Annotated in this window: 12 protein-coding genes and 1 other annotated feature; of the genes, 6 read left to right on the plus strand and 6 right to left on the minus strand. The window is 58.0% G+C overall.

The annotated features are described in order from the left end of the window. Positions 1 to 118 precede the first annotated feature (118 nt). Positions 119 to 1347, minus strand: a protein-coding gene (locus BES08_RS28775) for an IS3 family transposase (RefSeq protein WP_156800040.1) whose coding sequence is annotated in 2 segments (ribosomal slippage) — positions 119 to 1059 and positions 1059 to 1347 — 1230 coding nt in all. Because the reading frame shifts where the segments join, the coding sequence is not laid out codon by codon here. After that, positions 952 to 1066: a sequence feature (AL1L pseudoknot), on the minus strand. Its footprint overlaps the gene before it by 115 nt. Positions 1348 to 1620: 273 nt before the next feature. On the opposite strand from BES08_RS28775, the gene BES08_RS32375 reads away from it, so the two are divergent. From BES08_RS32375 to tnpC, 5 genes are all read left to right on the plus strand, one after another. Then, complete coding sequence (locus BES08_RS32375) at positions 1621 to 2943, plus strand: AAA family ATPase (RefSeq protein WP_231958414.1); 1323 nt, start codon at positions 1621 to 1623, stop codon at positions 2941 to 2943. A 1-nt stretch (position 2944) separates the two neighbouring features. Then, on the plus strand, positions 2945 to 4327 hold the full coding sequence (locus BES08_RS33425) for a DUF6414 family protein (RefSeq protein ID WP_197524519.1): 1383 nt from the start codon (positions 2945 to 2947) through the stop codon (positions 4325 to 4327). Positions 4328 to 4523: 196 nt separating this feature from the next. Continuing rightward, on the plus strand, positions 4524 to 4883 hold the full coding sequence (tnpA, locus tag BES08_RS28785) for an IS66-like element accessory protein TnpA (protein WP_008827974.1): 360 nt from the start codon (positions 4524 to 4526) through the stop codon (positions 4881 to 4883). After that, a complete protein-coding gene (gene tnpB, locus BES08_RS28790) occupies positions 4880 to 5227 on the plus strand; it encodes an IS66 family insertion sequence element accessory protein TnpB (protein WP_069710093.1) in 348 nt (115 codons plus the stop codon). The genes tnpA and tnpB overlap by 4 nt, the downstream gene beginning before the upstream one ends. A gap of 88 nt (positions 5228 to 5315) precedes the next feature. Continuing rightward, positions 5316 to 6962 (plus strand): IS66 family transposase, encoded by a 1647-nt coding sequence (tnpC, locus tag BES08_RS28795; protein WP_069710094.1) that lies wholly within the window; start codon positions 5316 to 5318, stop codon positions 6960 to 6962. Between the two features lie 1209 nt (positions 6963 to 8171). Here tnpC and BES08_RS28800 read toward each other — a convergent pair. After that, on the minus strand, positions 8172 to 8396 hold the full coding sequence (locus BES08_RS28800; protein WP_069710095.1) for a hypothetical protein: 225 nt from the start codon (positions 8394 to 8396) through the stop codon (positions 8172 to 8174). Between the two features lie 401 nt (positions 8397 to 8797). Here BES08_RS28800 and BES08_RS28805 point away from each other — a divergent pair, with 401 nt between their 5' ends. Continuing rightward, positions 8798 to 9223, plus strand: a complete 426-nt coding sequence (locus tag BES08_RS28805; protein WP_069710096.1) for a hypothetical protein — start codon at positions 8798 to 8800, stop codon at positions 9221 to 9223. Between the two features lie 185 nt (positions 9224 to 9408). Here the strand turns inward: BES08_RS28805 and BES08_RS28810 are convergent, their stop codons facing one another. The 4 genes from BES08_RS28810 to BES08_RS28825 form a co-directional block, all read right to left on the minus strand. Then, positions 9409 to 9729, minus strand: coding sequence for a DUF736 domain-containing protein (locus BES08_RS28810; RefSeq protein WP_008832418.1), 321 nt, complete (start codon positions 9727 to 9729; stop codon positions 9409 to 9411). A 461-nt stretch (positions 9730 to 10190) separates the two neighbouring features. Beyond that, complete coding sequence (locus BES08_RS28815; RefSeq protein ID WP_069710097.1) at positions 10191 to 10478, minus strand: addiction module antidote protein; 288 nt, start codon at positions 10476 to 10478, stop codon at positions 10191 to 10193. Beyond that, positions 10475 to 10804 carry a type II toxin-antitoxin system RelE/ParE family toxin gene (locus tag BES08_RS28820; RefSeq protein WP_069710098.1) on the minus strand — a complete coding sequence of 110 codons (330 nt, stop codon included), beginning with the start codon at positions 10802 to 10804 and terminating at the stop codon, positions 10475 to 10477. Before BES08_RS28820 ends, BES08_RS28815 begins: the two co-directional genes overlap by 4 nt. Positions 10805 to 11048: 244 nt before the next feature. Continuing rightward, complete coding sequence (locus tag BES08_RS28825) at positions 11049 to 12878, minus strand: ParB/RepB/Spo0J family partition protein (protein ID WP_008831236.1); 1830 nt, start codon at positions 12876 to 12878, stop codon at positions 11049 to 11051. Between the last annotated feature and the right edge of the window lie 18 nt (positions 12879 to 12896).

Below are 12896 nucleotides of genomic sequence, written 5' to 3' on the forward strand. Positions count from 1 at the left end.
GGATTAGGAAGTCTTCACATGGAGGCTTTCACCTCCAATGTCAAGGCTTAACATCTCAAAATTGAGCGCAGTACACATGTGAAGCGCCCCGGGTTTTCCGGAGGCAGTTTCAATTGAGTCACGCAGCCATATCGAGGTTCTCAAGGGCTGCATAGTAATTGGCTTCGGCCTCGGCGGGTGGGATGTAGCCGATGGGTCCGAAGAGACGTTGATTGTTGTACCAATCCACCCAACGCATGGTGGCCATTTCAACGGCCGATGTGCTCGGCCAGGAGCGCTGGCGCCAGATCACCTCGGCCTTGTAGAGCCCGTTGATCGTCTCGGCCAAGGCGTTGTCATAGGAATCCCCGACGCTGCCGACAGAGGGGACAAGGTTAGCCTCGGCAAGACGCTGGGTGTAGGCCATGGCAAGATATTGAACGCCCCTGTCGCTGTGATGGACCAGGCCATCGTCGGGCCCGGGCCTGCGCGCATGGATCGCCTGTTCCAAAGCGTCCAGCACGAAGCCGGCGGTGGCGCTGGTGCTGACCTTCCAGCCCACGATGCGCCGAGCATAAGCGTCGATCACGAAGGCCACGTAGACGAAGCCAGCCCACGTGTGGACGTAGGTAAAATCGACCACCCACAAGGCGTTGGGCCGGGAAACGCGAAACTCGCGGTTGACCTTATCAAGCGGACACGGCGCCTTGGGATTGCTGACGGTTGTGATCGTCCTCTTTCCGCGACGAACGCCTGACAGGCCCATGACACGCATCAGCCGTTCCACCGTGCATTTGGCAACGGCCACGCCCTCGCGCCGCAATTGGTGCCAGACCTTGCGGGAGCCATAGACGCCATAGCTGGCTTCGTGGACGCGCTTGATCTGCCCACGCATCTCCTCGTCGCTGCGTGCACGTGCCGGACGCCTGCCGGGATCGGCAAGGCGCAAGGCATGTTCATGATAGGAGGACGGGGCGATCGCCAGTTCACGGCAGATCGGCTCGATACCCAGATCCTCGCGATGGGCGTCGATGAACGCCATCATCATCTCTCGCGGCGGTCGAACTCCGCCATGGCAAAATATGCTGACGCCTTGCGCAGGATCTCATTGGCCCGGCGTAACTCTTTGACCTCGCGCTCCAACAGCTTGAGGCGGGCCTTGTCGTCGGCGGCCTGCGCCGCTGGTGCCGTTCGTCGGCTCGCCTCCTCACGGCACCAGCGGCGCAGCGTCTCGGCCGTACAGCCGATCTTCGCGGCGATCGAGGTCATGGCCTCCCACTCCGAGCCGTAATCGGCGCGATGCTCGCCAACCATGCGCACCGCGCGATCACGCACCTCAGGCGAAAACTTGTTCCGGGTCTTGCTCATCACGAAAGCTCCTTCTCACAAATAGGAGCCTCTGGAAAACCCGGGACGCTTCATGGGGCGCTAGTAGGTATAATATTGTCGTATTCTGAATTAATAACATATTATTATGCGCGGTTAGCCATTTCATGATTTTAGAAATGTTCGTATAAAATTATATAAACCAATTATATGCATGAAATTACATAAATTTCCAACCCCTACTGGATGGATTATTTCTCTTAAGATATTTTATAGGGAAATAAATGCCGCATTCGGCAGCGCCTTACCCACGCCTTGAGCTTCGAAATCGAACACCTTTCTTTCGCCCATGCAAATGGTGAAATTTGTGGCCCGCCCCTTTGTCGAGTCAGGGTTTGTGCTTATGTAACAACAATGAATGATAGCGATGACGAGGTTGACGGAGCTTTCAAAGGTGACCTGATGAAGGTCATTCTTATCGACGATGTCTCTGGGGTTGTGTTCTTTCGCTTGGCCGATGGCCGGACGGCGCGCATGAAGGGGCTCCCCGAAGGCACCCTCAGCAAGGATGATGTTGTTTTAAGCCATGGGAACGAATGGCGAAGGGTGCCAGAAGAATTATGGCCCACGTCCCTCTTAACGTCTGTCATTCGAGAGGTGCTTCCCGACGGGACTATCTTGGGGGAGGCAGGGGGCAATATTATCTCCCTTGGAAATCAGAAAGAATTCCCAGTCTCCGAAAACAACACAGTTGAAATAGATGGCTCATCAGAAATCAAGAGAATATTATCTCATGATCCTATCCGAGTGCGGGTTCATTTAGATGATACCGAGGTCTCCGCATCATCATTTTTAGTGAAGCCGGAGAAGGATGGCTTTTCGTTTGATGATTTTGGCGGCTATACTCACGTTGTCGCAAGGGCCAAAGAACTTATTCAAACTCAGCTTGATCGGAGAGCTGAGTTGCAAGCAATTGGGGCTAGGCCCGTAAAAGGTGTACTATTCACAGGTGCTCCAGGGACCGGGAAGACCCATCTCGCCAGAATTATCGCCAACCAAGCTAATGCGAATTTCTACAGCATCAGTGGGCCCGCCATAGTCAGTAAGTGGGTTGGCGATTCAGAGAGTATGCTCCGTAAAATATTTGAGCATGCTGGGAATGCTGAATCCGGCAGATCAATTATTTTTTTTGATGAGATTGATAGTATCGCCGAAGCACGATCAGGTAATAGCAATGAATCATCGCGAAAGATGGTTGCTCAGCTTCTAACACTGATGGACGGGTTCAGTAATTACGAGAACGCAACTATCGTAATTGCGGCGACAAATCGTGTCGATGCATTGGACCCTGCGCTCACACGCCCTGGACGCTTTGACTGGGAAATCGAGTTCGGCTTGCCTGACGTACTTGATCGGTTGGAAATTTTACGTGTCGGGATGCGTCGCGTCCGATGCGATGCCGATTTGCCGATCATCGACATAGCGGTTCGGACACATAATTGGTCTGCCGCACGGTTAACGGCGATCTGGACGGAAGCAGCCCTTCTTTCAGCATCTGACGGAAGAAGCCAGATCGCCGGTGAGGACATTGCCCAAGCTTACGAGCGCGTTGCACGACGCCCAGAGAGAGACAGATAAGATGATATCGAACAAATTAGCGTTTAGCTCGATATTTCCCTATTTAGGGCTTAAAAGCACGTCTCAAAGCAGCAATATTGAAAATAGCAAAGCACCTCTTCGGGAGTTTATTTATCTCGATGAAATCAGTCTTTCCAGTCTGTTGGCTTCGCAAAAGGGTGAGATCACCGATAATATAACGGCTAAATCTGAGGTCGCCCTTCTTGCAGAATCGGGCGGAAAGATTAGCGCGAAATCAGCGGTCGGCCCAGCCGCCGAAATAACGTCGAGATTTCAAAGCACCAATAGCAACGCCATTCAGACTGTTAGAAAAGCAAACGCGCAATCGCGGTTCCGTGAACTGCATATGCTGCAAAATTTGCGGAAAATTCAACCTGAGAGGGCTGTTAATCTGCCCGATTCAATGGATATCTTGTTCTCAAACCCAGAGGAATACTCGGCATACAAGTCAACGGACCTCAAACGAGGAGACCTGTTAGAGTTTCGTGTCCGCTTATCAGCTTCCTGGATTTTTCAGATTAGCAGTATGATCGCTGAATTTTCAGACATGTTTGATGACAGCCCAACCATGTTTATCGAAAATGTAAAATTCAGCGACCTATATAATGCAAAAAATGCGAACAAAATAATAAATAGGTTACTGGCAGGCTTAATACCTATAGATGGAATAGCATCAGATTATTCTGTAGTTCTGGATGGTAAAGAGGAGTATATTGTAGATAACCGGGCTTTAGAAAATTTTGATATAGAAACCGCGCCTCTCAAAATCGTTGGCGTGACAGAGCACTCCGCGTATTGGAAGGATATCCGCCGCGTTTTGTTCGCGGAAAATGAATTTACGGTATTATGCCGACTGTCAAAATCTGGACTTCAATCGGATTGGAATCCAATCAAAGCGGCAGACATATTCCGCGACTTTGTCCCAGACCTAGCAAAGCAGATTGAAGAATCGAGTAAAATGGCGATGCTAGCATCAACAGACAGTTCTCCGAACGGCGGATCAGAGCCGTTAAACAATCAATTGCTAATGGCCTTAATAAAATACAAGGAAATAATTCTATCGTCCTTGGTTAAGAAAATCTCGGACACGGCATCAGATAATATTGATCGCAGCATTGCCCTTAGAAACTTCGTTTTCGAGACAGCGGAAGGCCAGAGAGCAGCTTTTTCGCAGGTGAAGGCCGTGATTGAAGATGTTAGCGGTGAAATAATTGCCCCCGAAGCGGATTTCAGCGCTCGAGAGCGAGCAAGAAAAGCACTCAACCTTCCGCTCTTTCCAGACTTTGCTAAGTCTAAAGATAGCCAATTTACGCCAACTCCAGTCATGCTAGATTCAAAAAGATCGCGAATGTTAGATGTAGAGGTGGTAGCTATCTATTGGTGATTTTCTCTCAAGCTTCAGTCAATGACAGCAAGAAACTCGTCAGATAAATCACGCCGACAGATCGCGACCGACTGAACCGGATTGATGTCCACTGTGATCCACATCATCGGTACGCATCCGCTGAGCGGCGCCTTGCCGGTGGGGTGATGGATCGGTCTTAAGGTCGCAGTTATTTGCGAACTTAGGAGCGGTGTTTGTGGGACGGATCACGGTTTTCGGCGGGCCTGAACGCCGCCGACGCTGGAGTACCGAGGAACAGCGGCGTATTCTGGAAGAGGCTTTTGCGCCGGGCGCGTGCGTCGCGCAGGTTGCCCGGCGGCACGACGTCTCCACCGCGTTGGTCTATACCTGGCGGCGCAAACTGTGCCTGGTGGCTGCCGCCGGGCAGGAAGGCCGTGGTTTCGTCGAAGCTGTGATGTTGGACGACAAGGCCGTCACGCCGGTTCCCGGGCAGCCGGCGATTGTAGTGGAGCTTTCCCATGGTCGCCGGGTGAGCATTTTCAGTTTGGCGTCTCCCGCGATGGCTGCGGCAGTCGTGGAGGTTCTGGCGCGATGATCCCGATCCCGGGCGGCGTGAGGGTGTGGCTTGCGCTGGGGCATACGGACATGCGGCGGGGAATGCGCTCGCTGGCCCTGCAGGTCCAGCAATCGCTGAACAAGGACGTCCATGCGGGCGATCTATACGTCTTCAGGGGACGAAGTGGATCGCTGTGCAAGATCTTGTGGCATGACGGCCTCGGGATGTCGTTATATTCAAAACGCCTGGAAAGAGGGCGTTTTGTCTGGCCATCTGCAAAGGATGGGACGATCGCGATCTCGGCCTCGGCGATGGCCTGCCTGCTGGAAGGCGTAGATTGGCGCAACCCCCAGGAAACCTGGCGACCGACACAGGTCGGGTGATTCCCGCCTGCGTCAAAATAGCAGCAGGACCGGCACAAAAGTGCTGTAAATGCTGGGTTCCTGAGGACTTGCGGGTTATAATCCGCGCATGGTCTCCAGCGACGCATCCGATGAAGTTGTGCAGCTTCGCGCTGAACTTGCCATGGTGCGTGAACAGGCACTGGTAGCAGAGGCCGAGGCCGCCAAAGTCTGGGCGATCAACGCCGATCTGCGGGCTCGCAACGCCCATCTCGAACTGATGAACGAGCAGATGCGCCGCGAGAAATATGGCGTGCGCTCCGAGCGCAGCCGGCGCCTGCTCGACCAACTCGAGCCGACCTTCGAGGAACTGGAGGCCAATGCCAGCGAGGCCGAGCTGCTCGGCCAGATCGCTGCTGCCAAGACCACTACAGTCCAGGCGTTCACCCGCAAGCGATCCACCCGCCGCGACTTCCCCGCCGATCTTCCGCGCGAGCAGGTCGTCATCCCCGCGCCGGACCTTTGTCCGTGCTGCGGCTCGGACGATCTGAGCCATCTGCCTGCGGCGGTCACCGAAACGCTCGAGCGCGTTCCGGCCCGGCACAAGGTGATCCAGACCGTGCGCGAGAAGGTCTCCTGCCGCCAGTGCGAGAGGATCAGCCAGCCACCCGCGCCCTTCCACGTAACCCCGCGCGGAATGTTCGGGCCGCACTTCCTGGCAAACCTCGCCTTCCAGAAGTACGGCCTGCACCAACCTCTGAACAGCCAGCGAGACAGGCTAGAGGCCGAAGGCATCCCCTTGAGCCTCTCGACCCTTGGCGATCAGATCGGCGCTATCTGTGTGGCGGTAAAGCCCCTGTTCCTGCTGCTGGAAGCCCACGGGCTGGCCGCAGACCGCCTGCATGCCGACGACACTACCGTCCCGCTTCTGGCCAAGCTCAAGACCAGCGTGGCGCGAATATGGGACTATGTGCGCGACGATCGCCCGTTCGGCGGCACGGCTCCGCCGGTGGCGCTATGCTATTACTCGAGCGACCGCAGGGGGGAACATCCCCGCACTCACCTGGCAGGCTACACCGGGATTCTCCAGGTCGACAGGTATGCCGGCTTCAATGCCCTGTTCGAGGAAGGCCGGGCGGACAAACCCATGACCCGCGCCAACTGCTGGGTTCACGCACGTCGGGAATTCTTCAAACTCGTCGACCTCAGGCAGCAGCTCAAGCGCAAGAAGAAAGGCACAGCCCCGCTCGTCTCGCCGCTGGCGAGCGAAGCGCTCGAGATCATCGACCGGCTCTTTGCCATCGAGCGCGACATCAATGGCAAGCCAGCCGCCGAGCGCCTGGCCGTTCGCCAGAAACTGTCCGTTCCCATCGTTGCCGAACTCGAGGCCTGGATGCGCGACACGCGCAGCAAGCTCTCTCGTCACGATGCCGTGGCCAAGGCCATCGCCTACCTCCAGAACGACTGGGACGGCTTCGTCACCTTCCTCGCCGATGGCCGGATCTGCCTCTCAAACAACGCCGCCGAGCGAGAGTTGCGCAGCGTGGCTCGGGGCAGAAAAGCATGGTTGTTCGTCGGCTCTGATCGTGGCGGCCAGCGCGCTGCGATGATGTTCAGTCTCTTCGGCACCGCGCGTCTCAACGACGTCGACCCGCTCGCCTGGTTCACCGAAGTCCTCGCCCGGATCGCCGATATCCCCCAGAGCCGCCTTCACGAACTCCTCCCTTGGAACTGGAAGGCCGCTCAGCAGCAGGTCGCCGAGGAACTCGCCGCCTGAACTCCGGCGGCTCCGCGCCAGCTAGCGGATGCGTACCATCATCGCGCCGGTCGTAGGGCATATCGCACGAGGTACAATGTAAGACCCATTATTAGCATACGGTTGTGGATCACAGCCATTCGAGTGGGTGAGCATGATAGTTTCGCCAGCTTTCTCAGCCCTTTTTGCCTGCTGAATCTCGCCCTTAGCTATAGGCATACGAGCAAGACCTAGGCGGTGAAGCAAGGCCCGCATCTTATCGTGCCCCCTGGGAGGCCGTCCCATTCGCTCCCATCCAGCGCGGATAACTTCATAGGCTCGCAAAACCCAACATTCGGAAAGAGAAAACAGAATATCTTGCGAGAAATCAATTTGATTTCGCGCAGGGCTTTTCAATCGTTCATGGCTTTCGGCCTCCAATACCCGAAGTAGCATGTCGAGCCTACTGTCTGAAGCTAAGGTGCCGAGATGGGCTACCCCCGTCACTTCCGAAAGTTTGTGCATGACCCTAATCCACTTTCTGTGGAGGTCATTATCAGCCTGCATCCCTGCCGTGTACGCAGCTACCATTAATTCAGTGACAGCCATCAATTACAGCCCATATCCCCACTCAGGTTTAATCTGATACAGTGTTGCCTCGATGCGGCAACCATGGCTTTTCGTGAGCGTGCCACCAAATTTGATCAACCGCTAATTTCTGAGCCTCTGATGGGACTTGATGATGGGAACGAAGGTGGACAAGACTCATGCCAGTGACATTGCGAGAGCTGTACATGAAATGATGAGCCACGCTCACGAAGCGAGCGTAGTTTCAAAAGCTACGCTAGAATCGTTCGAACCCGCGCGTATCATGAAGGTCTCGGATGCTGCGCCGCGCAAGGGATTACGATAGCCGCTGCAATCGGCCACATAGGGATCAAGTTGAAGCTCACCCAGCCCGGAAATGCGGCTCCGCTCCTTTTCAAAATGAGAACAAAAAACCTTGCTTCAAAAATTCCTAGGGCACAAAATGTGTCCCAGCCGCCTTAGGAATTTGATCTAAGCTGCTGAAAATAATCGCTTTGGTGAGCAGCACCCGTGCGTACAATGCGTGTGTGGTGGCACAGGGTACGCTAAACGTTTGCTGCACTGGCCGCCAGCGCTGGAAGGGGAGGAAATTTCTGCAATCCGTGAGGACTTGCAGGCAGCGATTTTGATAAGGGAGAGCCTTAGCGGCCCTCCCCTCGGTAGTCAGATCTCGTCATCCAGTAGCCCGGTGACGGCGTAGACTACCCTGTCGACCATCTCCATCGGCATCGGGCTGTAGTCGCCTTCGTCCACAGCGAGATAGCCCAGCTCTCCGTCCATGATGACGTACTGCGTGAAGTAGCTGTACCGGGCGCGGCGTGCTGCCTTCGCGCAAGCCGCAAAGTAGGCGGCATCGTCGGCGAGCGCTGAGTTCGAAATCGTCTGCATAATGACCTCCTGTCTTCTTGATGACAGGGCGCGCCGGTTCGTGCGGCGATCGGCCGGGTCAGGGACGCCCGGGTTTATCCGGGCGCCGCGCAGCGGGGAGTGGGGGTGCCGATTTTGTCGTAGCTGTAGCGGAGCAAAGCGGAGTGGAGGCTGCGGCAAAATTGGGGGAACCGCTCATCCTTGAGGCGGCCGAGCGGCGCATGACACGATCGAAAGTCTGAGAGAGAAGTTTCCACCCTATCGGCTGGGCGCCGCGCCGGAATACAGGCCCGCTACCTGCCTGGATACAATCAGCTATCGGGCTGGGCGACGTGGAATGTCCCCCGCTATCCAAGAGCTTGTTTTCTGTTCAGGGTCGATCATGATCCCACCGCAAGTCAGTTATCTTTCAGGAGATCATATTGGCGATTTTCGGATGGTTCAGGAAGGCGAGACCAAAGGTCGAAACGCCGGAAATGGACTTGGAACAAACACTGCGGTCCCTGGTCATGGCGGGACTTTCCAAAAGTGACGGACTTTCTCCGCGTTACAGGCCCGACATCAGGTCCGAAGAGGACTTCGAGGCTCGATCTGCCGACCTTCCTCTGGTTGTGGTATGGGGCGAGCATGAGACTTCCGAGGGTTTAGCGTTTTCGATGTCGATCAATGCGCACCTTGTGGAGACCATGTTGCTGGAATTTGTTTCCAGCGATGACCACTGGTTCCGACCTGTCCGCAACAGAGTGATCGAGGACCTAAAGTCGACCAGCATGGCGGCGATGATGAATACCATCGAGGCGACCAACGCACCACCGAGCGCGATCTGCCAATCACTGGATATGTATTAATATCACACTCGCTCTTTGGCTGCATCCGGGCATGTAAACTGAATTTTCATGCCGGGATTAGTTTTTAGGTTTTGCAAATATAAATAGAAGACTGCTTCTATAAATAAATACCTGTTCACTCCGGGTTGGCGCAGGCGTCAATTGCAGATTCTGCTCCCCGGCGGCGCCGGGGAGCAGGCCCGGCATCAGTCGGCGGGGTTCCAGATGATGGCGTAGGTTTCCTCGTCCTCCTGGCCGGCTGCACGCCCAAGGTTGGCATAGAGGCGTCGGGGACCGAACTCGGGCGCTGCCAGGGTGAGCGACACGTAGTCGTTTCCGGTTGCCTCGCTGCGGCGCTGCCATCCGGCGCCGACCTCGACACCGGCCGATGTGATGCGAAAATCGGGATGGCTGTCGGCGCTCTTGCGCGGGTTCGGGGAGATTTCGATTTCGGCACGGATCGAGAGGGTGCGAAGCTGGCCCTTGAAGATCGAGCCGGAGCGGGTGACGTAACCGATTGCGGGCATGTTCTGTCTCCTGAAGGTCCGCCCGAACCATCCGGGCGATAGGCAGACCGGCAGAGCGGCGCCAGCAGGGGTGCTAACCGTCAGGCCGTAGCGCAGCGGAGGACCGGAGCCGCAGGCTTATTTGAAGCGCAGCGCCCGCGAGGAGCCCGCTTCGGCGGGCGGGGAAATAAGCCGGAGGCGATGGTTTGGCAGGCATGCGCGATGCTCCAGGTCAGTGCCTTTGGAGCCGATGGTTTCGGGCATTGCACTGGGGGCAGAACATTTTCATCGATATTCGGTCAGCACCCGCGGCGCCTGAAGGACCCGAGGCAAAGCTGCACGCGCTCACGGCGCGATATGACGTGATAACTCGCGCCTTGGCGTTGCTTTCCGCCTTCCCTTGTTTGGGTCCGCCAGTTCGCGGCGACATGGTCAGCGGCAGAAAGCCCAATGGGGGGCGAAACGGTCGCGGCCTGTACTCATCAGGCAGCGGCCTCGATCCGCATCCTGAGGCCGAGCGCAGGCAGGACCTTGAGCATGGTTTCGAGGGTCGGATTGCCATCGGGGCCAAGCGCCCGGTAGAGTTGCTGGCGCTTCATTCCGGTTTCGCGGGCGAGCTCGGTCATGCCGTGGGCGCGCGCGACAATGCCGATCGCCTTGGCGACAATGTGCGGATCGCCGGACTCCACCGCCGCTGCGAGGAGCTGCGCCTGATCTTCCGGCTGTGTAAGATACGTGGCCGCATCGAAGCGGGTAAGTTCGATAGTCATGGCGCTGCCCTCCTTGGCCTGGCCGATTCCGGTGCGCCTCGAAGCTGAGCCGCGAGTTGCCTTGCTCTGGCGATATCCCGCTGCTGGGAGGACTTGTCGCCGCCGACCAGCAGGATAACCAGCTCATCTCCGCGCCGCGTGAAATAGAGCCGGTAACCCAGCCCATAATCGATGCGGGCTTCGGATACGCCGTCTCCCACCGATTTCACGTCGCCCATCAGGCAGATCTCGATGCGAGCGATCCGCTGCGCGATCCTGGACTGCGCCTTTGGGTCGCGTAGACGGTGAAACCACTGCGCGAAGACCGCAGTTTGCGTTACCTCCATTGGCGTCCCTTTTAAGTGACGGCGCTCAGGTGTCAATATTTAAGTGACACCCTGCCGGTACATGACCAGCTAGACGGCCGTGCCGCGAAACCGATCCTTGATGCGGGGCGCCGTGCTTCCTGGCGGGCTTCCGATGGAAGGGAAGCCCGCCAGCGGCGAACATTCCACGACCCCTCGCCCCTTCTCCCCTTTGCAAAGACCGGGGCGGCGCTTGCCGCCCCGGTCCGATGGAGCGGGCGGCTGTCTATGCCGCGATCACGTCCAGCGCGTCACCGTCGTCGGGCCTGTCATCGGGCTCCAAGCCGGTTTCGGAGGCGTCGACATCATAATCATCCGCGACGATCAGGGATCGGCGATGAGCATCGACGGTTTCGACCCCGCCGCGCGCGGTGTACGCGGCAGGCGGAAACGCCATCCAGCGCGGCACCCAGTTCTCGCAGCGCTCGCGTCCGTTCGCACCATCGAGGTGATCGCGGATGATCGCCTTGATGGTCTTCGCCTTCTCGCAGGTGCTGGCGGACGCGACTTCCGATCCGCCCACTTCGCCCAGAATGGCAAGCAGGACTTCACGGTCGCGCAGCGGCTCGAAGAAGGCATCGTCGGCCTTCCACCAGTGCTGCATGTCCGCGCCCATCTCGCGCGCCAGCGCCTCGACGACCGGGCTCCCCGCTGCCAGCGTCTCGCCCATGACGACTGCGATGAGGGCCATGACGGCACTGTCGGGAAGCAGCAGGAGCCGTGCGAACAGGGCGCACATGCCATTGGGCTTTTCCGCGCCGGTCACATGCGGCTCTTCCGTGGGCAAGCCAAGCATGGCGAGCACATCGACCCGCGCGCGGTCGAACACGGTTTCGGCGGCACTGTTCGCGATGCTTTCGGCGATGGCATCGCTGCGGGCAGCCTGCGGCTCGGGCGTGACCCGCCACAGATGCGAGCCGACGATGGCGTGAGCCGCCATGAGGCGCAGCGCGGCGCCCGGAAAGGCAAGCAGTTCGGCCCGGACGGCGGCATGGCGGTGCAGGTGGATATAGGTCTGCATGTTGGCGGTCAGTTCGGGACGGACGGCCTTGATACCGGCGTCGCCCTCCGCGTTCTTACCAGCCTTGGCGAGACGAGCGGCCTCCTTGCGGCTGAGGTAGCCTTCGTGGGCGATGACCTCGCCATTGGCGCGCACATCGAGATAGACCCGCCCGCCCTTGCGCTTGGGTGTCTTCTCATGCTCCCACGCATGGAAATGGGCATCGGGACCAATCACCAACGCATCGGCCCAGCCCTGCTCGAGGTATTCACCGCGCCGCGCCTCGATTGCGGCATTCTGGGCGGTCCAGAACGCGGGTGCGTCAGCGAAATAGCTGTCTTCGCCGAACAGGTCGGCGACGGTCGCGAGGCCGCTGGTGCTTACGTCGAACAGCGCATGCCCGGCCGGGATCGACTGGCCCGCGAACAGCCAGCCCTTGAGATTGAAACCTCTGGGGGCATAGGCTTCGGGATCATCGAGCAGCGCCAGCCATGCCTTCTGCTGGCTCTTGGAGGCGAGGGTGAGGTGGCGCACCGTGCCTGCGTCGATCTCCTCGCGGCGGTAGAGGTCGCGGATGCGCGGCAGGAGATTGCCGAGCGCGAGGATGCGCTTCACCGCAAGATCGGGCAGACCGAAGGTCGCGGCGATGTCGGCGGGCTTGCGCCCCTCCTTCACCAGCCGGATGAAGCATTCCCAGCGCGACACCTCGTCGGGGTCGAGCCGGGCGCTGTTCTCGATCAGCGAGGCCTCGATGGCGTCGGCATCATCGCCGTCTTCAAGAATGGCGCACGGCAGTTGCGCGGGCTCGTGGCCCGGCTGTCCGGTGCATTCCTGTTCTATGATCTGCGCGGCATGAAAGCGCCGCGCCCCGGCGAGGATTTCGTGATGGCCGGTTTCGCCCTCGGCTCCGCTGCAGGGCCGCACGATAATGGGCTGGAGGACGCCCCGCGCCCTGACGGTGGGCAGGATGTCGGAGACATCGGGGGCCTTGCGGGCATAGCGCATGTTGAGCCTGCTCACACAAAGCTTGTCGAGATGGACAAAAGCGAGTTTCATAAGCCTTACTCCTAGTGA

The sequence above is a fragment of the Novosphingobium resinovorum genome, assembly GCF_001742225.1.
Classification (GTDB): domain Bacteria; phylum Pseudomonadota; class Alphaproteobacteria; order Sphingomonadales; family Sphingomonadaceae; genus Novosphingobium; species Novosphingobium resinovorum_A.